The organism is Massilia sp. CF038 (assembly GCF_900129765.1).
Classification (GTDB): Bacteria; Pseudomonadota; Gammaproteobacteria; order Burkholderiales; family Burkholderiaceae_D; genus Telluria_A.
Window position 1 is genome coordinate 1,231,827 of sequence record NZ_FQWU01000002.1, and the last position, 24,289, is coordinate 1,256,115.

Below are 24,289 nucleotides of genomic sequence, written 5' to 3' on the forward strand. Positions count from 1 at the left end.
ACCACTTAAATACCTGTTGACAAGCTGGTTTGCCAACAATATAGTGCCTTCACTCCCGTAGTTCAGAACCCAACAAAGCAAACATGATCGAATATCTCATCGGTGTCGATGGCGGTGGAACAGGCACCCGCGTGCGCCTTGCGCTGCCCGACGGCACCGAGATCGCGCAAGGTCAAAGTGGCCCATCCGGGCTGGCGCACGGCATCGAGTCGGCATGGCATTCGATCCGCGACGCCATCGCCAAAGCCTATGCCAGCATTGGCGTCAAACAGCCGGCCCTGACCCGCTCCGCGATCGGCCTCGGTCTGGCCGGCGTGCATAACAAATTGTGGGCCGCCCAATTCGCGCAAGCCGACCCGGGCTTCGCAGCACTGCGGCTCGAAAACGATGGCTACACCACCTTGCTGGGCGCCCACCAGGGCAATCCGGGCACGATCGTGGCCATTGGTACCGGCAGCGTAGGTCAGGCATTGCTGCCCGACGGCAGCTTGCGCGAAGTGGGCGGCTGGGGTTTTCCGGCCGGCGACGAAGCAAGCGGCGGCTGGATCGGCCTGCGCGCCATCAACCACATTGAACAGGTCCTTGACGGACGCCGTGCGCCCAGCGCCTTTGCCAGCGCCGTGATTGCCACCTGCGGCGGCGGGCGCGATGCGATTCAGGTCTGGCTGGGCCAGGCCACCCAGACCAGTTACGCGCAGCTGGCGCCGATCGTGATCGAGCATGCCGACAGCGACGATACGGCGCGCGCATTCCTGGCCGCTGCCGGCGCTGAAGTGGCGTCCATCGCGCATGCACTCGATCCATCGGGCACGCTGCCGCTGGCCTTGTGCGGCGGGCTGGGTGCGCCGCTGCGCGTATATCTTCCGCCGCAACTGCTGGTCCGCAGCGTCACGCCTTATGGCGACGCGGCTAGCGGCGCGCTGCGCATGATTGCTCAACATATCAAGGGAGAATGAACATGCTGGCGCAGCTCCGTGAATTCAAACCCGACGCCGACAGCCTCACGCCGCTGTATATGCAGCTGGCGAACAAGCTGTCGTCCTCGATCATCAGCGGTGACTGGCGTGCCAACGAGGCACTGCCTTCAGAGCGCATGCTGTCGGACATGCTCGACATTTCGCGCGTCACCGCGCGCAAGGCTATCGACATGCTGTGCGAGCGCGGCATGCTCACGCGCCGGCGCGGGTCCGGCACCTACATCACGCCCAAGCTCGAACAGCCCTTGTCGCGCCTGACCAGCTTTTCGGAAGAATTGAGCCAGCGCGGTTTTACCGCCGGCTCGCGCTGGCTGGAACGCGAAATCGGTATCGCCGCCCCGCTGGAACTGCTGTCGCTGGGCCTGTCGCCCAACATGCCGGTGGTACGCCTGAAGCGTTTGCGCACGGCCGACGATGTGGTGATGGCGATCGAGACCACCACCATTCCGTCGCTGCACATGCCGGACCCGAACAGCGTGACCGATTCGCTGTACGGCTACCTGGAAGCGCGCGGCGCAGTACCGATGCGCGCGCTGCAGCATATCCGCGCCGTCAACGCCAGTGCCGAGCAGGCGCGCCTGGCCGGCCTGCCGCCGGGGGCAGCCATGCTGCACATTACCCGTGTCAGTTATCTGGAAAGCGGCGCCGCGGTGGAATTGACCCACTCGTACTGCCGTAGTGATTATTATGAATTCGTAGCGGAGTCGCGCAGATGAGCGGACCAATCAAAGGCAACATCCTGACCCCGGACGGCTGGATCCGCGGCGCCATCGCTTTTGGCGAACATGTTACCGGTATCAGCGGCGACAAGGCCAATCCTGCCCTCAACGAGGATGATTACATCCTGCCCGGCTTCATTGACCTGCACGTGCACGGCGGTGGCGGCAAGGACATCATGGAGGGCGGCGACGCGCCGCATATCATCGCGGCGATGCATGCCAAGCATGGCACCACCAGTTTGCTGGCCACCACCATGACCGCGCCGCCGCACGAAATCACGGCCGCATTGAAGGCCATTGGCGCCGCCTGCGCCGAGCGCCGCCGTGGTTCCGCGCGCATTCTCGGCGTGCACCTGGAAGGCCCATACATCAACTCCGGCAAGCTCGGTGCGCAGCCCAATTATGCGCGCGCCGCCACCCTGGCCGAAGTGCAGCATCTGGGCACCCATGCCCCTATGCGCCTGATTACGGTGGCGCCCGAAATCGCCGGCCACCTGCGCCTGGTGCGCGAGCTGTCCGACGCCGGCATCCGGGTCCAGATCGGCCACACGCTGGGTTCTTATGAAGACGGCGTAGCCGCTCTCGAACATGGCGCGGCTGGCTTTACCCACCTGTTCAACGCGATGAGCCCATTGCACCACCGCGAGCCCGGCATGGTCGGCGCGGCTCTGGCGCATGCGCAGTATGCCGAACTGATTCCCGACCTGCTGCACGTGCACCCCGGCGCGATCAAGGTGGCTCTGCGCGCGATTCCGCATTTGTATTGCGTGACCGATTCCACCGCCGCCACCGGCATGCCCGACGGCGACTACATGCTGGGCCGCCATCGCGTGCAGAAGTGCATGGGCGGCGTGCGTCTGCCCGACGGCACCCTGGCCGGCAGCACACTGACAATGGACCAGGCGCTGCGCAATCTGGTGGCTATGGGGCTGGAGCTGGACGACGCATCGAACCGCGTGTCCACCTTTGCCGCCGATTATTTGGGTGAAACACTGCGCGGGCGCCTGGCGCCGGGCACGTTTGCCGACATGGTGGTGCTCGACCGCGAGCTCCAGATCAAAGCTGTTTATATAGAAGGAGAAATGTGTGACCTCAATGATGCTTAAAGAAGCCGTCTCCGCGGCGGAATGCGTTGCCCTGCAATTGTCGAGCGACGTCGAACGCTACGCGGAACTTGGCCGCAAATTGAGGTCCACCAATTTCGACACGGCGCTGACGATTGCACGCGGCAGTTCTGATCACGCTGCCAATTATTGCGCCTATCTGATCATGGCGCGCATGGGGCGCGTGGTGGCATCGCTGCCAATGTCCCTCATCACGCTGAACAAGGCGCCGATCGTCACCCGCGACACCCTGGCCATTTCGATTTCACAGTCCGGTCAAAGCCCGGACGTGGTCGACCCGATGCGCTACTTCCGCGAAGGCGGCGCCACCACTGTGGCACTGGTCAATGACATCGATTCGCCGCTGGCCAGCGCCGCCGAATGGGCCATGCCGCTCCACGCCGGCAAGGAACTCAGCGTCGCCGCGACCAAGAGCTTTATCGCCAGCCTGGTGGCCGGTGCGCGCTTGGTGGCGCAATGGCAGAACGACCCCGAGCTGCTGGACGGCCTGGCCGGCCTGCCCGACGCGCTGCGCGCCGCCACCCAGGTTGACTGGAGCGCCGCCCTCGACGTGCTGGCCCCGGCCCGCAACATCATGGTGGTAGGACGCGGCATCAGCTTCCCGATCGCGCTGGAATCAGCACTCAAGTTCAAGGAAACCTCGGCCCTGCAAGCCGAAGCGTTCAGCGGCGCCGAAATCAAGCACGGTCCGATGGCGCTGATTGAAGAAGGCTATCCACTGCTGATTTTCGCCACCCGTGGCCCGACCCAGGCCAGCGTGCTGCAACTGGCCAGCGAAATGCGCACCCGCGGCGCCAAGGTGATTCTGGCTGCGCCTGCCGACGTAGCGGAACGCGACCTGACGCTGCCCACTGCCGCCACGCCGGACCTCGACCCGATCGTCGCAGTGCAAGCGTTCTACATCATGGCAGCGAACCTGTCGAAAGCGCGCGGCATGGATCCGGACCGTCCGCGCCATCTGAGCAAAGTCACCAAGACCAACTGATTTTCCGCTGCCATCAATGAACATCAAGATACTGCTGACGGCATTGATGGCAATTGGATTGTCGATGCAGGCCGCGCTGGCGGCCGATACCAAGATCGAGTTCTGGACCTTCAGCATGAAGCCCCGCTTCACGCCCTACTTCGAGTCCGTGGTCCGCAACTACGAATCGGCCAACCCGGGCGTGAAGGTTGAGTGGGTCGATTTTCCGTGGGACGTGATCCAGACCAAACTGGTGACGCGTATCGTAGCTGGCACGCCGCCCGCGTTGGTCAATCTGAATGTCCCCTGGGCCGACGAATACGCGCGCGACCAGCTGCTTACGCCCATTGACGGGCTGCTTGGCAGCGCGCGCACCAATTACATTCCCGGCACGCTGCAGGACCTCACCTTCGGTGGCAAAACCTACGGCTTCCCGATGTACAGCAACGTGGCGGTGATTGCCTACAACCGCGATATCTTTCGCGCTGCTGGCCTGACCCGGGGCCCGGCCACCTTTGACGAGCAGCTGGCGTTTGCGCGCCAGATCGCGCTCACCACCGGCAAGGCGGGTTACGCGCCAGCCCTGTCAAAGATTGATGGCCTGTTCATGTGGCAGGGTCTGAAGGTAATCGACCAGGGCAAGGCCGTGTTCAATTCGCCTGCGCATGTGGCGCTGGTAAAAAAACTGGCGGCCACCTACCAGGTGGGCGGCCTGCTCAAGGAAAGCTTGTTCGCCGAAGATAACTTCCCTGCTGTCGTCAACGCCTACAACGGCGGACGCCTGGGCATGCTGCTGGCGCCGCCGACAGCGCTGCGCCGGATCCAGGCCGACGCCAGGGACATCTATGCCCTCAGCGGCATCGCCCCTGCCCCACTGGGGCCGACCGGCATTGCTGACGGTGGCTGGCTGGTGCACTTCGCCATTCCCAAGGGCGTCAAGCCGGCCCTGCTGCCGGCAGTGGGCAAGTTCGCGCTGTACCTGACCAACGACGCCAATCAGCTGGCCTTTGCCCGGGAAGCGAGCGTGTTCCCGACCACCGCGCGGGCCGCAGCCGACCCATTCTTTCTGTCGCTCGCGCCCGGCGCGGGCGCGGCCGAGCAAGCGGTGGCCGCTGGCGCCAAATCGATGGTCCACTCGCATACCTTGTACGTGGCCGGCATTGACGACTATGACGAATTGCGCCGTTCGCTGGTCAAGGCGGTCGAAGCCGGGGTCACTGGCAAGCAGGACGTCAAGCTGGCGCTGGATCAGGCCGTGGCGATCTGGAACAAAAAACTCGCTTCCCAAAGGCTGCACTGATGGCCGCCCGCCGTCAGCTTCACGCATGGCTGTTCCTGGCGCCCGCGCTGGTGCTGCTGGCCGTCTTTTCGTTCTGGCCGGTGCTGTTCGGGTCCTTCCTCGCGTTTACCGATTACAGCCTGGTGCGCGAAACCTCGTGGGTCGGCCTGGATAATTTCCGCTACATCTTCGACAACGAGATGTTCGTCACGGGCCTCAAAAACTCGCTGCTGTTCCTGCTGATGGTGCCCTTTGTGCAAATTGGCGCTGTGGCACTGGCGGTGCTGGTGAATAACCAACTGCCCGGCATCCGCTGGTTCCGCGCCGCGTTCTACGTACCGGTGGTGACCACGGTGTCGGTGGTGGGCATCATGTGGGGCTTCATGTTCCATGAACAGGGCACGCTCAATTATGTGTTCATGCAGCTCAAGCTGGCCAACGCGCCTTTGGGCTGGCTGACCGACGACACGCTGGCGCTGTTTGCGATCATGTTCGTTACACTTTGGCGCGGCCTTGGCTGGTACATGGTGATGTACCTGGCGGCGCTGCAGTCGATCCCGGCCGACATGCAGGAGGCGGCCATTCTTGACGGCGCCAACCGCTGGCAGCAGTTCTGGAAGATTACCGTGCCCATGCTGCGTCCCACCATCATGGTCTGCACGATTCTGTCGGTGCTGGCTGCGCTCAAGGCGTATCAGGAAGTCGATGTGCTGACCCAGGGCGGTCCGATGAACTCGACCTTCACCGCTCTGTACTACGCGTACGACCAGGGCCTCAAGCACCTCAAGCTGCCGCGCGCGCTCGCTGCCAGCATGGTGGTCTCGGTCATTTGCGTCGGCATTGCCATGCTCTGTCTGCGCTACCTGAAACCGAGGCACCGCTGATGCGCCGCACCCTGCATTACCTGCTGCTGTGCGCACTGGCCATCGTGTGCGTGTTCCCGTTCTGGTGGACGCTGGTAACAGCCCTGTCCACCGAGGGCAATGTATTTGCCTTCCCGCCCACCTTCTGGCCACGCGCCCCCTCGCTGACCAACTTCGCCCAGGTGTTCGAGGCCATTCCGGTGCTGGCGTTTTTCAAGAATTCGGTGCTGATTGCGGCGCTGACGGTATTCTGGAAGCTGACCCTGTGTTCACTGGCCGCGTATCCGCTGGCGCGCATGCAGTTCCGCGGCCGCAAGCTGGTCTTCGGGATCATCCTCGCGACGCTGGTGCTGCCGTCGGAAGTCAATTTCCTGGTCAACTTCATCACCGTCACAAAACTGAGCCTGGTCGATACCTACACCGGCGTGATCCTGCCAAACGTGGTCACGGCGGTCGCCATCCTGCTGCTCAAGCAAGCGTTTGAAGAAGTGCCGCAAGACCTGATTGACGCGGCGCGCGTCGATGGGGCCAGCGAATGGGTCATCTTCACGCGCATCATGCTGCCCCTGATCGCCCCGTGGCTGGCCACGGTCGGCATTCTGACGGCGGTGGAAGCGTGGAACGAATACATCTGGCCGTCGATCGTGATGAGCAAGCCCGATGAATTTCCGCTGTCGGTAGGCGTGCTGTATTTGCGCGGCACCTTCGGCAGCAGTACCCGGGTGATCGCCGCCGGCACGGTGCTGACCATCCTGCCGACCCTGGCGGCCTTCCTGTTCACGCAACGCTTCTTCATGCGCGGCATGGATGGCGCGGTCAAATGAACACGTTGGACTAATCAAGCAAAGAGGACTTCATGACGGACATCACAAAAAAATCGCGCAGCCCGCTGGCCTGGGTGCCCAGCCTGTATTTTGCCCAGGGTCTGCCCTTCTTTGCGGTGGCCCTGGTCGCCGGCCAGATGTTCAAGAGCATGGGCGTGGGCAATGACGATATTGGCCACTGGACCGCAGCCATCATGTCGGCCTGGATCTTCAAGCCACTCTGGAGTCCTTTCCTGGAACTGGCCAGCAGCAAAAAGCTCGTGGTGGTGTCATTTCAGCTGATTGGCGGCGTGTGCCTTGGCGGCGTTGCGCTGGCACTGCATCTGCCGTTCTGGGTAGCGGCCTGCGTTACGATGCTGACGCTGGTGGCCATCGCCTCCGCCACCCACGACGTGGCTTGCGACGGTTTGTACATTGCCAGCCTGGACGAGAAAGACCAGGCCCGCTACGCCGGCTGGACCGGCACCTTCTTTAACGCGGGCCGCTTCATTTCCGCTGGCGGCCTGCTGCTGCTGGCGGGCCACTTTGAAAAAACCATGGGTGTGGCATCGGCATGGACCATTGTGTTCTGCATTCTGGCCGCCGCCATGGTGGCGCTGGGTCTGTATAACAGCTGGGCCCTGCCGCAGGCGAAGAACGCGGTATCGGTGGACACCAACGCAGCCGCCATCGCGCGCACGCTCAAGGAAGTGATCCTCGACTACTTCCGCAAGCCCGGCATCTGGGTGGCGATCATTTTCATTATTCTGTTCCGCGCCGGCGAAGCACAGGTGCAGACCATCGGTCCCCTGTTCCTGCGTGAAGCGCGCAACCTGGGCGGGCTGGGTCTGACCACCGCCGAAGTGGGCGCGGTGTACGGCACGGTGGGCACCATTGCGTTCATTGTGGGCAGCATCGCCGGCGGCTACTTCACGTCCTGGCTTGGTCTCAAGCGCGCCATCCTGGTATTGATTTTGGCGGTCAACCTGCCCAACCTGGTGTTCTACTTCCTGTCGGTCACCCTGCCAACGGATCTCACCATTATTGGCACAGCACTGAGCGTAGAGATGTTCGGCTACGGCTTCGGCTTCGTCGGCTTGATCCTGTACATGATGCAGGTGGTCGCTCCCGGCAAATACCAGACCGCGCACTATGCTTTTTCGACAGGGATCATGCAGCTTGGCTTCTCGCTGTTCAAATGGATCAGTGGCGACATTCAAATCGCCCTCGGTTACCAGCATTTTTTTGTCTGGGTTCTGTGCGCTGCAATTCCGGTCGCCATCATGTCGCAACTCATTCCCATGAGCGCTCGCCAGAGCAACGTCGTACTGCCGCACGCGACCGGCGCAGAAGCAAAAGTGGTCTGACGATGGCAAGTCTTCATCTCAGTAACGTCACCAAACACTACGACGACAAGCAGCCTGTCATCCATGGCGTTGATCTGGAAATCGGCGACGGTGAATTTGTGGTCTTCGTCGGCCCATCCGGGTGCGGCAAATCGACCCTGCTGCGCATGATCGCAGGCCTCGAACAAATCAGCGGCGGGCAGCTGCATATCGGCGGCAAGCTGGCCAACGACACCCCACCGGCCCAGCGGGGCCTGGCCATGGTGTTCCAGTCGTATGCGCTGTACCCGCACATGACCGTGTTCGACAACATGGCCTTTGCGCTCAAGCTGGCAGGCCAGAAAGGTGCGCAGCTGAACGAGGCCGTGCAGCGCGCTGCCGCCATTTTGCAAATCGGCCATCTGCTCGATCGCAAACCCAAAGAGCTGTCCGGCGGCCAGCGCCAGCGCGTGGCAATCGGACGCGCCATCGTACGCAAACCGGGCGTGTTTCTGTTCGACGAACCGCTTTCGAACCTGGACGCCAGCCTGCGCGTGCAGATGCGGGTGGAGCTTAGCCGCCTGCACCAGGACCTCAAGTCCACCATGATTTACGTCACCCACGACCAGGTCGAAGCGATGACCCTGGGCCAGCGCATCGTCGTCATGAACGGTGGCCGCATCGAGCAGGCGGGCACCCCGCACCAGTTATACAACCACCCTGCCAACCTGTTCGTGGCAGGTTTTCTGGGTGCGCCAAAAATGAACTTCATCAAAGCGACCGTGGCGCAGGTGGTGGGCAGCCGCATTGTCGTGCGTCTGCCCGACGGCAGCTTGTTTGCGCCCGAAGTGGAGGCCGGCGACGCCCGCGTGGAGGACCAGGTGACCCTGGGCGTGCGGCCGGAACACATGGGACCGGGCGACACGATCACGCTGACGGTGGCGCACGCCGAATACCTGGGCGACCAGACGGTGGTGTATGGCAGCATGTCAGGCGACGCCAGCCTGATCGCGGTGAAACTGGCGCCGGATCGCGCACCTCCTTCTGCCGGCAGCACGCTCGGCGTGCAGTTGCTGCCCCATCGCAGCCACCTCTTCAATGCGCAGGGCGCCGCCTTCTTACATCCAGTTACCAATAAGCACTGAAAGCAGGACGTGATTTTGTCGTTTATGTGACAATATGCCCTTCGTCCCGCCAGCGCGTGCTGCCGGGTATCTATGTTGCCGAATAACATGTTCACTGCCGGACAGGCAGTCGCCGGCCCGGTGCCGACGAATGGCTGTCGCAATGACTTTCAAAAGGATTGTCCATGTCCCAGTTCCGTCTCGCCCGCATCAGCCTGCTGTTGGCCGCTATTGGCCTTAACGCCGCGCCTGTTTTCCTGACCAGCGCCCACGCGCAAGACAAGGCCGCCGCGCCTGCCGCCGGCGCCAAGAAGGAAGAACAGATTCGTCCGGAAATGTACAAGCTGATCGAGCCGACCAAGATCAAGGAAATGATCGCTGCGAAAAAATTCGCCGACGTGCAGGCTGCCATCACCGCCGCTGAAGCCGTGCCGAATCACACGCCTTACGAGGACTACGTGATCGGCCGCATGAAGGTCGCACTGGGCTATGCATCGAACAATGAAAAAATGGTCGCCGATTCTCTCGAGTCGACCATCAATTCCGGCTTCCTGGAAAAAAAGGAACTGGAAGACTTCACCATCACCCTGGCCAACTCCTACTACACCGCCAAGAACTATCCAAAGGCGATCGAGTGGTACAAGCGCTATCAGAAGGACAGCGCGACGCCTGAAAAAGTGGCTGTGTCGCTGAACCGCGCTTACTTCTTCGGTGGTGACGTCGCTACCGCCAAGACAGAGCTGGACAAATCGATTGCTGCTGCCGAAGCCGCCGGCAAGCCACCAACCGAAGAAGACCTGCGCCTGCTGGCCGGTGTGTACGAAAAAACCAAGGACAAAGATGGCTACGCCAAGGTCATGGAAAAGCTGGTGACCTACTACCCAACGCCGGAATTCTGGTCCGACATGCTGCGCCGTCTGCAGAACAAGCCAGGCTTCAACGACCGCGTGCAGATCGACTACTACCGTCTGCAGGCCGTGGCCACCACCGAAATGTCGGCTGACCAGTACGTGGAATACGCCGAGCGCGCCCTGCTGGCCGCATCGTTCGCCGAAGCGAAAAAAGTCGTCGACAAGGGTTACGCCACCAATGTGCTGGGCCAGGGCAGCGACGCCGCCAAGCACAAGTCACTGCGCGACCGCGTCAACAAGAACGCCGCGGACGATGCTAAGTCGATCGATGCGGGCGAAGCTGGCGCGCTCAAGGCCAAGACTGGTCTGCCGCTGGTCAACCTGGGCTTCACCTACGTCACCATGGACCAATTCGACAAGGGTATCGGGCTGATGGAAAAAGGCATTGCCAAGGGCGGCCTGAAGAACGAGAAGGAATCGCAGCTGCGTCTGGGCGAAGCCTATGCACTGGCCGGCCGCAAAGCCGATGCGCTGAAAGTCTTCGAAAGCCTGAAAGGCGCGCCGGACACGGTCGGCGACCTGGCACGCTACTGGATCATGTATGTCAACGGTCCTAAGGGCACGCCAGCGGCCAAGACCAACTGATTTTTCAGCTTGCGCAATAAGAGCGGTTGCTGGCTTCGGCCAGCGCCGCTTTTTTTTCGCCCCTTGAGTGCGCCATCGAACATTTGGTTTCGGCGCTTGACCGGATACTGGCCTGATTCTACCGAAAGGCCAGACCATGACTGCTGCACGCAAGGGACAGGCACCCGCCAAACTGGGACGCGATGAATTTCATCTCGTGTTTTCACGCTCCTTCATGGATCCGGCTTTTGATGCGGTGCGAGGCGCGCTCGATCAAGTGGAGCAGACGGCATGGGACAACTACGCTGATTCGCACAAGGCGCCGGTGACAGTGCCTGCCGGCCCTGGCTTCAAGGATCCCGACTACGACTTGTCGGTGGAATGGAAAGACACGCGCGACCGCCTGCTGGCGGCCGAGGCGCACCAGAAGCTGCCGTCAACGCGCTCGCGGGTTCTGCTGATTAACGGCTCGGCGCGCAACGACGGCACCTGCCCCGGCGAGATCTCCAAGACGCATCGCATGACCATGCTGGCCAAAGAGGTGCTCGAGGCAGAGGGCATTGAAGCAGACGTGCTCGATCTGTCGCTGCTCACGTCCGACTACGACCGTCACATCCATCCGTGCAAGGGCTGCGTGTCAACCGCCATGCCGCTGTGCCACTGGCCATGCAGCTGCTATCCCAATCACTCGCTGCGGCAAACGAATGACTGGATGAACGAGATCTACGAGAAGTGGGTGGCAGCGCATGGCGTCATCATCCTCACGCCGGTGTACTGGTATCAGACACCGGCGGTGCTCAAGCTCATGATCGACCGGCTGGTGTGTGCCGATGGCGGCAATCCGGATCCTACCTCCACCCATGGCAAAAAGGCTGAGGAGGCCAAGGCGCTGGAACTGACGGGGTGGGACTATCCCAAGCATCTGGCGGACCGCGCCTATGGCGTGATTGTCCATGGCGACGTGGCCGGGATCGAGATGACGCGGCGCGGGCTGACCGATTGGCTGGACTGGATGGGATTGGTGGACGCGGGCAGTTTTGCCAAGCTGGATCGGTTTATTGGCTACTACGAGTCGTACGCCGAAAGTCACGAGGTGTTCGATCGCGATACGGATTTTCAGGAAGAGGTGCGTAATGTGGCGCGTGCGGTGGGCAAGGCGGTCGGTGAGCTGCGTGCAGGGCGCCTGTCGCAGCCAGATCGGAATCTGCGCCGCCCTCGCCCCAAATAATCACCACCACATCATCGTCCTCGCGAAGGCGGGGACCCATAGCACGCTGAGCGACTCCGGAAACATGGATCGCAATCCGCGCCGCCCAAGGCCCAAATGATCACTACCACATCGTCCTCGCGAAGGCGGGGACCCATAGCACGCTGAACGACTCCGGAAGCATGGAATGGGTCCCCGCCTGCGCGAGGACGATGTTCTACGGCCTCACCTTTGCAAGTACACCGCGCTTGTGCTCGGGTATATGCGCCCCCGGATCAACCTCCCCATCAAACACATAATGCGCAAACATGGCCGCCCAGGCCTTGCGTTGTTCCGGCGGCAGCTCTCGCAAATTCTGCATGCAGCTCACCAGCGACTCAAACGGACTCGCCCCGCTCGACGTGCGCCACCAGTAATTGACCAGGATATTCAGAATGCCAGTCGACTGCACATGATGCCACCACAAGGTGGGAATATAGAGTGCATCGCCCGGCGCCAGATCAGCCACCAGCGCATTGGCCAGCGCCTCCCGAAAACGCGGAAACCGTTCGAAATCCGGCGCATTGAAATCGACCATGCTGATGGGCGTGGGCGTAGGTGCAAAGTCCAGCGGACCAATATACAGATTGGCCACTTGCTCCGGCGGGAACAAGGTAAAGCGCCGCTTGCCCGCCACGACGCAAGCGATGTTGTTCGACTCGTCAAAGTGCGCCGGTGTGGTGATAGTGTTACCCAGCCAGATGCGCGGCCGCACCGCCGCATCCAGCAATGGCAGCACATTTTCCTGTGCAAAGCGCGGCAGGCACTCGTCAATCAGCGCGCTCTGGACCGCCACTGATGGCGGTGCGGCAAATTGCGAATAGCGCGCCAGCTGCTCAATCACCGCACTCACGGGCAGCTTGCGGCGCGCAAAATTGAAGCCGTTCATATCGTTTTGATAGAACAGGCGCCCCTTTTCAGCTGCGGGTGCCAGCAGCGCGTCAACTTCAGCACCGCTGTCGCAGGCGATCAGGTAGTTACAGATATCTTCCGGTGCGCCCTGCCCCAGCCTGACGGATGGCCAATGACGCACGAAGCCGCGCAAAATGGCCGGCTGGTAACTTGCCTGGATGGTAGCAAAGGTCTGTGCATCGACATCGTGCCACTCGGGCACCGCCGTCATCGTTGTCGTCGTCATGGTCGAATTCTGGCATAAAAAAACCCGCCAGGGCCAAAATCGGCCGAGGCGGGTATGAGATGAGGCTTACGACAGAATGTCTTAGTACTTCAGACGCAGACCCGCATAGTACTGCGCGCCATTGGCGTAGAAGCGCGAAGGCTGGTCTTTGTTGTAGACATAGTTCTTCAGGATCGGATTGTTCAAGTTCTGGCCACTGATCGACAGGGTCAGGTTCTTGCTGATCGAGTAGTTGAACGACAGCGACAGCTGGCCAACAGCATCCTGGTACAGCGGGGTGCCGCGGTCCTGGGCTGCCAAGTACGCCGAACGCCAGGCGTAACCGACACGCGCGTTCCAGCGGTCGTTCTCGAAGAAGGCGCCAATGTTCGACGTCACTTTCGAGGCGCCCAGCATGTCGCATGGCTCTTGCGAGGTGACGGTCTGGGTCGCAGGGCAGGAACCGAAGGCTTGCTGCGAGTCAGCCAGCGTCAGGTTGCCATCGAGGCCGAAACCGGCGCCAAGCGGTACCTGTGCTGCAAATTCCGCACCCTTGATGCTGGCGCGAACGTTCACTGGCGACGTGATCGAGTACTGAGCAAATACCGGTTGACCCGACTGCTCCGACGCACGGCTGTCGATGAAGGTGCCGGTGGAGATGCCGTAGCCAACGTAGTCATGCAGGTCCATGTAGAACAGACCAGCCGACACGAGAGCGCGCGGAGCGAAGTACCACTGCACGGTTGCGTCGATGTTGTTCGAAATGACTGGCTTCAGTTTCGCGTTGCCGCCGTTGCCGGTGTGGGTTTCGTCGGTCAGGCTGACGGTGCCACCCAGTGCGCCGAAATCAGGACGCGACATGGTGCGCGATACGCCAAAGCGGGCCACAACGTCCTTGTTCACGTCGAGCTTCAAGTTGAAGCTAGGCAGAACCTTGGTGTGGTTGTTTTCGATCGAGGTCTGCTGCACGAAACCGCCCCATGGATAGGCAGGCAGGTTTGCGCCAGGTACCTGATTCGGCACGATCTGGTAACCGTTCGAAGTGCCTTCGGTACGTACCACGCGCACGCCAACGTTGCCGCTCCAGCCGTCACCTTCCATGTCGCCCGAAATGTAGGCGGCTTTGGTCTTTTCATTCAGCGCGAACATCTCGCTGTAGTAGGTGCGTTCCAGGCTGCGGTTCGAGTGCGCATCACCCCAGGCTTGCAGAATGCTGCGGTCGATTTCCCATACGTTGCGTGGGAAGGTGCCGCCCAGGTCTTTGCCGAAGTCCGATGGATAGCGGCTGCCGTTCCAGGCTGGATTCGTGTTGGCGGTACCTGGTTCGGTATTGGCCCAGTTCGGACCTTGCGCCACGGTGAAGTTGCTGCGGTCATGGTCGGTGCCACGCAGGCCGAACTTGATCACGTTCATGGGGCCCAGATCAACCTTGTACTCTGCATCGATCTGCGCGTAGGTCTCTTCATCGCTGGTGGTCGCTGGCGACAAACCAAACACCCAATCCAGAATGGTGCCGGTGAAGGTCGACTGGTCACCGCCCAGGAACTTGACGGTGGCAGGGCTGCCCAGACCATTCAACTGGTAGCTGGCGCCGGTGTTGATGATGTCACCTTCGTACACGCCTTGCGACGGGGTGGCGCCGGTGCCGCGCGTCTTGCCGGCCTGGCCGCGGACGACGAAGCCTTCGCTGACGCGGTACTTGAATGCCAGGTCCAGGAAGTCCGACTTGGCGTAAGCGCCCTCGCGCACGATGTCATCGACGATACCGTAGCGCAGTGGCGCCGCGGTGGTGCCCTTGTTGGCGAAGCTGGCCGAGGTCAGGGTGCCATTGTGGACGGTGTAGGTATCTGGCGACACACCGCCGCTGATCATGCCGCTGCCCAGCTGGTCGGTCATGAAGTTGCGGTTGTAGTTCGACGCGGTCAGCTTGGAGCTGAAGAAGGTCGCTTCAGCGCTGAAGTCGCGCGATGGCTTGAACTGCACATCCACCAGGCCGCCCTTGCGCTCGCGTTCCTGTTCGAACAGCGAGGAGCCGATCAGACGCGGGTACCAGACATTGGCAAGGTCAGGATGGGCCACTGCCACCGGGCTGGTTGGCGACACCTGGGTCCACTGCAGCAGTTCCTGGCCGTCGCGGCGCAGGCTGCGCTTTTCCGAGAACCCTTGCAGCATCACGCCAAAGGTATTGGCATCGTTCTTCCAGTTGACCAGGGCGCTGAACTGCGGGTCGGTCTTGCCGGCCAGAGTCGAATGCACGGCCTGGATATTCGCTTCGAACGAGAGCGGATCCTTGAAGTCGAGCGGGTGACGGGTGATCACGTCGACGGTACCGGCAACGCCGCCTTCAACCAGATCGGCGGTCGGGCTCTTGCGCACCACAACCTGACCCACGATTTCCGATGGCAGCAGCGAGTAGCTGGCGCTGCGGCCAACGGCGCCGCCCACCTGGTCGAGTACGAACCAGTCGCCCGATGAAATGGCATGGCCGTTGATGACGGTCTGGGTCAGGCTTGGCGCGGTGCCGCGCAGGCTGACGCGGTCGTTTTCATCGAAACCGCCGGAACCGGCAGCCGAGGAACTGATGTTCACACCAGGCAGGCGTTGCAGCGAGTCGGCGACGTTTTTGTCGGGCATCTTGCCCACGTCTTCGGCAGTGATCACCTCCACGTTGGCGGCCGCATTGCGTTTGGCCGTCAGCGATTGCTGCAGGGACGCGCGAATACCGGTCACGATGACCACTTCCGGTTCTTTCTGCTCGACCTGCTGGGCTTGAGCCGGCATTGCCACGCTCAATACCAGCAAGGCCGATGCTGCCGCCACTGGCGTCAGACGGTTGATGCCCTGCTTTGCGTGCTTGCCAACTGCTGCCTGATTCTGCTTCATAATTCCCCCTTGGATTGTTCGGCTTCCTTGTGGAAGCCTGTTCGTTTTCGTCACCACCACTTTGTCGAATTGGTACAACCACCTCTAAAACCAATCTAACGCCAATATACTACTGTTTAATACCAGAACACTACCAATTCAGATAATAATTTTGTACGCATAAGTGTCTCGTGGGGCGCGAGCGGCAGATGGCGCCAAGTGGTCTGGTCGACGCGACGTTGTTGAAAGCACATCCTAGGGCAAAATGCTGTTGGTGGTCTTTTTTTGGTATTATCGGTTCCGGCCATCCGGCCCTTTGACAAGTGTGGCAAACACGCACCACTTTTAAAAAATGAAGGCGTATTGGTATGACTTCCCTTGCCACCATCATGGAAAATCTGGCCCAGACCAGCAGCCTGCCGCTGTATCAACAGCTGCAGCGCGCCCTGCGCGAAGCCATCGACAAGCGCCTGTTTGGTCCCGACGAGGCGCTGCCCGCCGAGCGCCAGCTGGCCACCGACCTGGCCGTGTCGCGCATCACGGTGCGCAAGGCGATCGATGGCCTGGTTTCGGAAGGCTTGCTGGTACGCCGGCCCGGTTCGGGCAACTTCATCAATACCAGAATCGAAAAGAACTTCGCCAAGCTGACCTCCTTCTCCGAGGATATGCGGGCACGCGGGCGCACACCGCGCAGCGTCTGGCTCAAGCGCTCGGAAGGCACAGTCACACCGGAGGAAGCACTGCGTTTGCGGCTGTCGCCCGGTGCGCCCGTGTACCGCTTCAACCGGATTCGCTATGCGGACGAGATCCCCATGTGTCTGGAATTTGCGACCATCGTTGCCTCTGCCCTGCCCAGCCTGGAGACAGTGGGCATTTCGATGTATGAAGCGCTGGAAGACGCGGGCAACCGCCCGGTGCGCGCGCTGCAGCGGCTGTCGGCGATCCTGCTCAATGCGGAGCAGGCCAAGCTGCTGCAGTCGAACGAAGGCGATGCAGGCCTGTGCGTGGAACGCCTGGGCTTTTTGCGCGATGGCCGCGCGGTGGAGTTTTGCCGCTCCTACTTCCGCGGCGACATGTATGACTTTGTGGCGGAGTTGAGCTCATGAGTACAAACGAGATGCAATCGACCGCTTTCGTCGATCACGCCAGTGCAGCCATTGCCGGTGCGCTGGCTGGGGTCCCCGATGCGGACCTGGCCGACATCTACGCACTCTCGCTATTTGTGTTTGAGATGGACGACGATCCACGCCAGTCGATGCTGCAACTGGGCTTCAATACGCGCGCGCAGCTGGCGTCGCAAATCCCCTTTGTCCGCGATCCACAGGAAGCAAAGTGGAACTTTGCGTTTTGGCTCCAGAACGAACTATTGTTCATCGGGGAGCCTGGCACACCCAGTGGCGACCTGCTGGAGGCGCTGCTGCGTGCACAAGGCTTGTGGTACACGGATGAACAGGAAGATGCCAATTTCGAGGCATGCACGCCGATTGCAGAGGCCATCACGGCCCGCTTTGTCGCGCTGAGTGTCGCGATCGCGCGCAATCTGCACACCTCGGGCTTGATCGAGCGCCGGTTTGGTCGCCCGATCCCCGTGATCGTGCACGAACTTGAATACTACGACGAGATTGTCGAACAGACCGCGGCTGCGAACCCGCCTGGCCTGAGTGCTGAATTCTCGGCCTGGGTTGCAGGTCAGGGAAGCGCAATGCCCTGATAATGGGCCGTTGCTTCAGATGCCAGGCCAAGCGCTGTATGCTGCCGTCGCAACATGATTCAACCACCACGTCGCCCTCGCGGAGGCGGGGGCCTATACCATTTCACCGAATTCTATAAGGTGGCATGGGTCCCCGCCAAGGGGGGCGCCGAGCCCGAGGACGATGTAGTGGTCAAATTGCGGTCAGGCCGCCGTCAACCGCCAGTTGATGGCCAGTCACAAACGAACTCTTGTCCGAGCACAGCCACAAAGCGGCATTGGCGATTTCGGCCGGTTCGCCAAAACGCCCGACCGGATGCACATTGCGCAGCTTCTTCTCCCGCTGCGGTTCGCGTTCCAGTGCGCGCGCCATCATCGGGGTGTTGATCACACCCGGGCAGACGCTGTTGATGCGGATGCCGTTGCGGGCATACTCGGCTGCTGCGGTCTTGGTCATGCCCACCACAGCGTGCTTGCTGGCCGCGTACGCAGGCTGAGTCGGGGCGCCCACCAGTCCCGCCACCGATGCCGTGTTAACAATGGTGCCGCCCGTTTCCTGCTTGAGCATCTGACGAATCTCGTACTTCATGCACAGGAAGGTACCCTTGACGTTCACGTTCATAATGCGGTCGAACAAGGCTTCGTCGGTGTCGGCCAGCGGCTGCGATTCTTCCTCGATGCCAGCGTTGTTGAACGCGCAATCCAGGCGTCCATAATACGCAACAGTTTTGTCGATCAAGGCTTCCACTTCGGCAGCGCGCGTGACATTGCACTGCACAAACAAGGCCTTGCCGCCACCTTCGACGATCATCGCCGCGGTTGCGTGACCACCGTCAACCGAGGTATCGGCCACCACCACGCAAGCGCCTGCACGCCCGAACGCCACTGCCGCTGCACGGCCAATGCCCCCTGCCGCCCCAGTTACGAGCACGACTTTGCCCTCGAACGAGGTATCTCTCTGCTGTTTGATCGCCACGATGGTACGCCTTTCAGATTGCTAAAACGAAGCTTTCGCTTCCCTACAGCAACATGGTAGCGTACTTATCGGTAGCTTGCTAGCAAGTAATTACTGACGGGCACGCTTTTCGTGCGATTGTTGGTGAGAACTGATCCGCGACAGCTCGCCCATCTCCTCGGCCAGGAACTCAAGCAGGTCGTCGACGCTGACAATACCGGTCAACGCGCCGCCATTGTTGACCACGGGAACGCGGCGAATCCCGCGAAAGCGCATGCGCTCGATTGTCTCGTAGACATCATCATCCGCGGTGGCAGTGAGTAAGTCGTCACTCATGATGTCGCCCACCAGCAGGCTGGCCGGATCGAGGCCCAGGGCGATGACAGATACCACGATGTCGCGGTCGGTGATGATCCCGACCGGCAGCTTTTCGCCATCGCGCTGGTCGACGACCACCAGGTCGCCGACGTGATGGCTGCGCATGAGCAAGGCAGCGCCCTGCACTGTTTCGTCACGCGTACAGTAAATGGTCTGTACTGTGCAAATTTCCCCGACTCGCATGAGACCTCCCGGCAATTGCCGCTGTGGTTGCGCGCGCGCAGAATGGCGCGCGAAAGGTCTACGCTATCGCGGGCAATCTGCACCGGTCTTGCGCTTGCTCAAAGCAGTACGGGAACGTGTTTTACGGTTTGGACTCGCCAGGAAGCGGCAAGATACAGGCGTCAATGATCTGGAGATCGTTGTCTTTTGCGAAGTCGCGGACGAAATGGTAGGCCAGCGGTTCGATTTTTTGCAGGTCGTTATTGACCACCACCGCCTTCACACCATTCAGGACGGTTGGGCGCACATAGGGGGAAAACTGCAGATGGGCATTGCGGCCGCCGGAACCAGCCGGCCTGAAACAGGACATGACGCCGCACAGGCGCTCGGCCCAGTCACTGGGCCGGAACTGCCTGCCATCGCTGGTGAGGCCAAGAATGAAGAACTCTTCAGCGAGCTTCATCTTGTTTTCAGGTAACTCGGCCATAGGGCGGCGTGGGAGCTTGGTGGGAACCTCAGTATTATATCTTATAGAAGACTGGGAATGCTGATCGGATGCATTCCTCCGATCAACCCAGCCACGCTGCGCCCGACAGCAGCAGCAACAGCATCATCCATAGTAACAGGGCGCGCCAGACCAGGCCGACGGTGCTTTGCAGGGCGCGCGCGTTCGGCTCTTCGCCAGGCATGACTTCGGCTTCACTGTCGGTCGAGTCGACGGTTGCCGCGTCCGGCGGCAGCACCTTCGAGGCGTTTTCGTTGGGGGTACCCAGACGCACGCCCATGGCACCGCCGCCGGCGGCCAGGATGATGCCGCGCGCTTCGTCGCTCCAGCGGTGGGCGAAATTGCGCCAGGCGTAAATGGCATCTTCAAAATTGCCAACCACGGCAAAGGCGACGGCGGTCAGGCGCACAGGCAGCCAGTCGATCCAGTAAAAAGCGCGCGCGGCAAACTGGCCGAAGGCTTCGTTTTTCATGTGCTCCGGCTCGTTCCAGGCACGCGCCAGGTATTCCGAGACGCGGTACATCACCGCACCAGCCGGCCCCAGAGGCATCAGGAACCAGAAGAACACGCCGAACACATTGCGGTGCGTGGTCACGAGCGACTTTTCCACGGCGATGCGCGCCACTTCCGATACATCCATGCCAACCGTGTCGATGCGGGTCCACTCGGCCAGGAGATTGCGGGCCGCGTGTTCGTCGCCCGCCGACAAAGCCAGCTGGATCGACGTGAAGTAATGACTGTAATGGCGGAAGCCCAGCGTCAGGTAGACGATCAGCACGTTCCAGGCAAAGGCGGCAAACAGGCCCACATAACTGAACAAAGCCCAGTAGATGACGGCAGTGGGGATCATCAAACCGGCCATCAGCAGCAGCCAGCCCATCCGGCCATTGCTGGCATCGCCTGCGTTGAACCACGCTTCCATGCGCATGGCCAGGGCCTTGATTTCGGCATAAATCAGATTGTCTGCGCGTAGCGGTTTGAGTTGCTCGATGAGCAGCGCGCAAAGAATGGAGAGAAATGTCATCAAGAGTCCTTTTGGGTTGTTGCTATACAGCGTCGCCCGCTACGATAGCGCAGAGCAGGGGATGAATCAAACTTATTGGTAATTATGTGTAAGAGTGATAACGGCCACTACATCGCCCTCGCGAAGGCGGGGGGCCATATCATGTTGAACAACTTCGGGTACATGGTATGGGCCCCCGCCTCCGCGAGGGCGATGTGTGGTTACGCGCGCAGGAAATGGAACAGGTTGCGCAACATGCCGGCGGTGGCGCCCCAGATGAAAAACCGCTCGTAAGGCATGGCGTAGAAACTGCGCTTGCCTGCCCCATCGGGCATGTCGAACGACAGGCGCCGATGATTTTCCGCGTTCATCAGGAACGCCAGCGGCACTTCGAAGATTTCGGCCACTTCGTCGGGATCGGGCGTCAGCGCAAACGGTGGCTTGACCAGGCCCACCACCGGTGTCACGCGGTAACCGGTGCCAGTCACGTAATCGGGCAAGGTGCCCAGCACTTCCACATGCTGCCGATCGAGGCCGATTTCCTCTTCGGCTTCGCGCAGGGCCGTGTCAACGGACGAGCTGTCGTAATCTTCTGCGCGCCCGCCCGGAAAGCTGATCTGGCCCGCGTGGTCGGTCAGATGCGCGGTGCGCTGGGTCAGCAGCATCGACAAACCCGCTTCGCGCTCGACCAGCGCAATCAGGACCGCAGCAGCGGTAATGCGTTCGCGTTGCATGAAAGCCGCTTCGGCCGGTTCCGCTTCCCATGCCACCGGGTTGGCAAAGCGCGCACGCAACCAGTGGGCCAGCAGGCGCTCGGCATCGAGCGCGCCCTCGGCGCCTACCGCGTCAACGGGCAGTTTCTCTGGATCGAATGAAATCTTTGACAAAACACTTGTCCTATAAACAAAAAAAGGCATCCGGGAAGGGATGCCTTTTCAGTAACGCAGCCGCTAAGATTACTTAGGTGCAGCAGCGGAAGCAGCGCGACGGTTTGGCAGTTTCTCTTTGATACGTGCCGATTTACCCGAACGCTCACGCAGGTAGTACAGCTTGGCGCGGCGAACATCACCACGGCGCTTGACTTCGATCGATGCGATCAGCGGGGAATACAGCTGGAACGTACGCTCTACGCCTTCGCCGGACGAAATCTTACGAACGATGAAGTTCGAGTTCAGGCCACGGTTGCGACGGGAGATCACCACGCCTTCGTATGCCTGGGCGCGCTTGCGGGTGCCTTCGACGACGTTGACGTTGACGATAACGGTATCGCCAGGTGCGAAATCAGGAATCGATTTACCCAGACGGGCAATTTCTTCTTGCTCAAGTTGTTGAATCAGGTTCATTTTTATAACTCCAATAACCATCGTGCTGGCACTACCTACGCCCAGTAGAGGATGGGGTTTGACGGCGAGCGACATGCCCGCAGTCGGTTGAAACAACAGGTTTACAAACCTGCCAAAAACTTTTCGTCGGCCTTGCTCAGCTGTCCGGCGCTGCGCGCCTTGAGCAGCAAATCGGGCCGCTTGCGGGCAGTCGCTTCAAGCATCTTCTCGCGCCGCCACTTGACGATCTCTGCGTGGTTGCCGCCCATTAGCACTGGCGGCACGCCCACACCTTCATAACTGTCCGGCCGCGTGTAATGGGGCGAATCGAGCAAGCCCTTGACGAAACTGTCTTCGACTGCCGAAGCATCGTCGTTCAGCACGCCCGGCAATTGCCGCACCACCGCATCCATCAGCGCCATCGCCGGCAATTCACCGCCCGACAGCACGAAATCGCCGAGGCTGATTTCTTCATCGACCACCCGGTCCAGCAAACGCTGGTCGACTGCTTCGTAACGGCCGCACAGCAACACCAGACCCGGTTCTTCCTTGAGCTGCATGACCTTCTCATGGGTCAGCGGCTTGCCTTGCGGGGACATGAACACCACGCGCGGCACTGGCAATTCCAGCATGACCTGACGCTGCTTGGCGGCGCCAATGGCAGCCTCCAGCGGCTTGGCCAGCATCACCATCCCGGGGCCACCGCCATACGGGCGGTCGTCCACCGTACGGTGATTGTCGCTGGTGAAATCGCGTGGATTCCAGGTCGACAAGCCCCAGCGCTTTTGCTCGAACGCGCGGCGGGTCACACCCGACTGCGTCAGCGCGGCAAACATCTCTGGAAACAAGCTCACGACGTCAAACTGCATCGGAACCTCGCTGCGTGGCGGGGGCCTTAATAATCGAGGCCCCAGTCCACCGTTATTTTTTTGCCTGCCTGGTCAACGGTCTTGACGAACTGGTCGACAAACGGGATCAGGCGCTCAGGCGCCTTGTCTACCGCGGCATCAGGCACAGGAGTGATGCGCAAAATGCTTTGCGCGCCGTTGTGCATCATGTCGGTCACCTGTCCCAAGGCCTCGCCTTGCAGGTTCACTACGTCCAGCCCGATCAGATCGGACCAGTAAAATTCATCTGCCGGCAACTGGGGAAACTGGCTGCGCGGAATCGACACAGCGGCGCCCTTGAGCGCCTCCGCAGCATCCCGCCCGAGCGTGTCGACCAGCTGGGCCACGACGTCGCCGCCGTGCATTTTTGCAGTCCGTACCGAAACGGTCCGCAAGGCCGGTTTATCCAGCCACCAGGTTTTGACGGCCAGCAGCGCATCCGCATCGTCCGAAAACGGGGTGACCCGAATCGAACCGGTGACGCCAAAGGCGCCGGACACATATCCGACTTGCGTCAGATCGTCGGGGGCTTGCACCCCGGATGCTGCCGGACCGCTCAAACCTGAAACAGACAATTAAGCTGCTTTTGGCTGGCTTGCAACCAGACGTGCAACGGTTGGCGACAGTTGTGCGCCAACGCCTTGCCAGTGAGCCAGACGGTCTGCGGCGATACGCAGGCCAACTTCAGCACCGGCTGCCATTGGGTTGTAGAAACCAATGCGCTCGATGAAGCGGCCATCGCGGCGATTGCGCGAGTCCGTTGCAACGATGTTGAAGAATGGGCGCTTCTTGGCGCCTCCACGTGCTAAACGAATAACGACCATAATAATTCCAAAAAGTTGTGCTGGGCGGAAAAAGCCGACAATTATAGCGCGCTCCGCCGCACAGCAGCAAGCGTTAATGACAACAAGGCGCGCACATCGGGAAGAATCGAGCATTATCGCCTATTTTGGCCGGCAGCGCCAATGCCCCTGCCCTGTCAAAATGGAGAAAACTGCGTGAACGCGGCAGTTTTGACCGATACTGGCGCCTTTGCAGCCGCCCCAGACTGCCTTTTACGATCTTTTTTCATGCCTACTTCACACAAAAACAAGACCTTCGCCACCTTCCTCGCCTTGCTTGCAGGCGGCCTTGGCGCGCACCGCTTTTACCTGCGTGGCAGTCTCGACAAGATCGGACTGATGCATGTGGCCAGCGTGCCCATTGCCGGTCTGGTGATCGGTCTGATGCCACAGGCGAACGAATTCTACAAGCTGCTGCCTGTTGCCATCTCGTTTCTGGTGGGTTATCTGGAGACACTCATCATCGGCCTGATGCCGGATGAGAAATTTGACGCGGCCTTCAATGCCGGCTCCGGCAAGAAGTCCGACACCAGCTGGATCGTCGCCGTGCTGCTGGTAGCGACCATGCTGGTTGGAACCACCGCCCTGATTCTGACGATGACGCGCTTTGTCGACCTGAGCTACACAGGCGGCGCCTACGGCTGAGTCTAAGGACTCAGCCGCAGTA

At 60.9% G+C, this 24,289-nt stretch carries 25 protein-coding genes; 14 read left to right on the plus strand and 11 right to left on the minus strand.

Going from position 1 to position 24,289, the window contains the following annotated elements; genetic code table 11:
- Positions 1–83 precede the first annotated feature (83 nt).
- From BUC24_RS15950 to BUC24_RS16000, 11 genes are all read left to right on the plus strand, one after another.
- The gene (locus tag BUC24_RS15950; protein WP_073218214.1) at positions 84–956 is read left to right on the plus strand and encodes a glucosamine kinase nucleotide-binding domain-containing protein; all 873 of its coding nucleotides are present in this window, start codon (positions 84–86) and stop codon (positions 954–956) included.
- Between the two features lie 2 nt (positions 957–958).
- A complete protein-coding gene (locus BUC24_RS15955; RefSeq protein WP_073220198.1) occupies positions 959–1,693 on the plus strand; it encodes a GntR family transcriptional regulator in 735 nt (244 codons plus the stop codon).
- Positions 1,690–2,802 (plus strand): N-acetylglucosamine-6-phosphate deacetylase, encoded by a 1,113-nt coding sequence (gene nagA / locus BUC24_RS15960; protein WP_073218217.1) that lies wholly within the window; start codon positions 1,690–1,692, stop codon positions 2,800–2,802. The genes BUC24_RS15955 and nagA overlap by 4 nt, the downstream gene beginning before the upstream one ends.
- A complete protein-coding gene (locus tag BUC24_RS15965) occupies positions 2,792–3,805 on the plus strand; it encodes an SIS domain-containing protein (RefSeq protein WP_073218220.1) in 1,014 nt (337 codons plus the stop codon). Before nagA ends, BUC24_RS15965 begins: the two co-directional genes overlap by 11 nt.
- Before the next feature lie 16 nt (positions 3,806–3,821).
- Positions 3,822–5,084 (plus strand): ABC transporter substrate-binding protein, encoded by a 1,263-nt coding sequence (locus BUC24_RS15970; protein WP_073218224.1) that lies wholly within the window; start codon positions 3,822–3,824, stop codon positions 5,082–5,084.
- Entirely contained in the window at positions 5,084–5,947 is an 864-nt protein-coding gene (locus BUC24_RS15975; protein ID WP_073218227.1) for a carbohydrate ABC transporter permease, read from the plus strand. The genes BUC24_RS15970 and BUC24_RS15975 overlap by 1 nt, the downstream gene beginning before the upstream one ends.
- Entirely contained in the window at positions 5,947–6,750 is an 804-nt protein-coding gene (locus tag BUC24_RS15980) for a carbohydrate ABC transporter permease (RefSeq protein ID WP_073218230.1), read from the plus strand. Before BUC24_RS15975 ends, BUC24_RS15980 begins: the two co-directional genes overlap by 1 nt.
- A 32-nt stretch (positions 6,751–6,782) precedes the next feature.
- Positions 6,783–8,096, plus strand: coding sequence for an MFS transporter (locus BUC24_RS15985; protein WP_083598945.1), 1,314 nt, complete (start codon positions 6,783–6,785; stop codon positions 8,094–8,096).
- A 2-nt stretch (positions 8,097–8,098) separates the two neighbouring features.
- A complete protein-coding gene (locus tag BUC24_RS15990) occupies positions 8,099–9,199 on the plus strand; it encodes an ABC transporter ATP-binding protein (protein ID WP_073218235.1) in 1,101 nt (366 codons plus the stop codon).
- 164 nt (positions 9,200–9,363) lie between these two features.
- Positions 9,364–10,674, plus strand: coding sequence for a tetratricopeptide repeat protein (locus tag BUC24_RS15995; protein WP_073218238.1), 1,311 nt, complete (start codon positions 9,364–9,366; stop codon positions 10,672–10,674).
- 136 nt (positions 10,675–10,810) lie between these two features.
- Positions 10,811–11,881: a flavodoxin family protein gene (locus tag BUC24_RS16000; RefSeq protein WP_073218241.1), complete on the plus strand. Its 1,071-nt coding sequence runs from the start codon at positions 10,811–10,813 to the stop codon at positions 11,879–11,881.
- A 196-nt stretch (positions 11,882–12,077) separates the two neighbouring features.
- Here the strand turns inward: BUC24_RS16000 and BUC24_RS16005 are convergent, their stop codons facing one another.
- Both BUC24_RS16005 and BUC24_RS16010 read right to left on the minus strand, forming a co-directional pair.
- Positions 12,078–13,037 carry a cupin-like domain-containing protein gene (locus tag BUC24_RS16005; protein WP_229448239.1) on the minus strand — a complete coding sequence of 320 codons (960 nt, stop codon included), beginning with the start codon at positions 13,035–13,037 and terminating at the stop codon, positions 12,078–12,080.
- 81 nt (positions 13,038–13,118) lie between these two features.
- The gene (locus tag BUC24_RS16010) at positions 13,119–15,899 is read right to left on the minus strand and encodes a TonB-dependent receptor (RefSeq protein ID WP_073218247.1); all 2,781 of its coding nucleotides are present in this window, start codon (positions 15,897–15,899) and stop codon (positions 13,119–13,121) included.
- 347 nt (positions 15,900–16,246) lie between these two features.
- Here BUC24_RS16010 and BUC24_RS16015 point away from each other — a divergent pair, with 347 nt between their 5' ends.
- Together BUC24_RS16015 and BUC24_RS16020 are read left to right on the plus strand one after the other, a co-directional pair.
- Complete coding sequence (locus tag BUC24_RS16015; protein WP_073218250.1) at positions 16,247–16,984, plus strand: GntR family transcriptional regulator; 738 nt, start codon at positions 16,247–16,249, stop codon at positions 16,982–16,984.
- Complete coding sequence (locus BUC24_RS16020; RefSeq protein ID WP_143167543.1) at positions 16,981–17,589, plus strand: hypothetical protein; 609 nt, start codon at positions 16,981–16,983, stop codon at positions 17,587–17,589. The genes BUC24_RS16015 and BUC24_RS16020 overlap by 4 nt, the downstream gene beginning before the upstream one ends.
- Before the next feature lie 172 nt (positions 17,590–17,761).
- Here BUC24_RS16020 and BUC24_RS16025 read toward each other — a convergent pair whose 3' ends face one another.
- From BUC24_RS16025 to rpsP, 9 genes are all read right to left on the minus strand, one after another.
- Positions 17,762–18,544 carry an SDR family oxidoreductase gene (locus BUC24_RS16025; RefSeq protein ID WP_229448240.1) on the minus strand — a complete coding sequence of 261 codons (783 nt, stop codon included), beginning with the start codon at positions 18,542–18,544 and terminating at the stop codon, positions 17,762–17,764.
- 90 nt (positions 18,545–18,634) lie between these two features.
- A complete protein-coding gene (locus tag BUC24_RS16030; RefSeq protein WP_073218252.1) occupies positions 18,635–19,084 on the minus strand; it encodes a CBS domain-containing protein in 450 nt (149 codons plus the stop codon).
- A gap of 121 nt (positions 19,085–19,205) precedes the next feature.
- Entirely contained in the window at positions 19,206–19,526 is a 321-nt protein-coding gene (locus tag BUC24_RS16035) for a DUF3579 domain-containing protein (protein WP_229448241.1), read from the minus strand.
- Between the two features lie 106 nt (positions 19,527–19,632).
- Complete coding sequence (locus BUC24_RS16040; protein WP_073218257.1) at positions 19,633–20,592, minus strand: CobD/CbiB family protein; 960 nt, start codon at positions 20,590–20,592, stop codon at positions 19,633–19,635.
- A 200-nt stretch (positions 20,593–20,792) separates the two neighbouring features.
- Positions 20,793–21,458 (minus strand): CoA pyrophosphatase, encoded by a 666-nt coding sequence (locus BUC24_RS16045; RefSeq protein ID WP_229448244.1) that lies wholly within the window; start codon positions 21,456–21,458, stop codon positions 20,793–20,795.
- 69 nt (positions 21,459–21,527) lie between these two features.
- On the minus strand, positions 21,528–21,914 hold the full coding sequence (gene rplS / locus BUC24_RS16050) for a 50S ribosomal protein L19 (protein WP_073218263.1): 387 nt from the start codon (positions 21,912–21,914) through the stop codon (positions 21,528–21,530).
- A 101-nt stretch (positions 21,915–22,015) separates the two neighbouring features.
- Positions 22,016–22,762 carry a tRNA (guanosine(37)-N1)-methyltransferase TrmD gene (gene trmD / locus BUC24_RS16055; RefSeq protein ID WP_073218267.1) on the minus strand — a complete coding sequence of 249 codons (747 nt, stop codon included), beginning with the start codon at positions 22,760–22,762 and terminating at the stop codon, positions 22,016–22,018.
- Positions 22,763–22,788: 26 nt separating this feature from the next.
- Entirely contained in the window at positions 22,789–23,316 is a 528-nt protein-coding gene (rimM, locus tag BUC24_RS16060) for a ribosome maturation factor RimM (RefSeq protein ID WP_178372579.1), read from the minus strand.
- Between the two features lie 39 nt (positions 23,317–23,355).
- Positions 23,356–23,604, minus strand: coding sequence for a 30S ribosomal protein S16 (gene rpsP / locus BUC24_RS16065; protein ID WP_073218273.1), 249 nt, complete (start codon positions 23,602–23,604; stop codon positions 23,356–23,358).
- A 246-nt stretch (positions 23,605–23,850) separates the two neighbouring features.
- Here rpsP and BUC24_RS16070 point away from each other — a divergent pair, with 246 nt between their 5' ends.
- On the plus strand, positions 23,851–24,267 hold the full coding sequence (locus BUC24_RS16070) for an NINE protein (protein ID WP_073218276.1): 417 nt from the start codon (positions 23,851–23,853) through the stop codon (positions 24,265–24,267).
- Positions 24,268–24,289 lie beyond the last annotated feature (22 nt).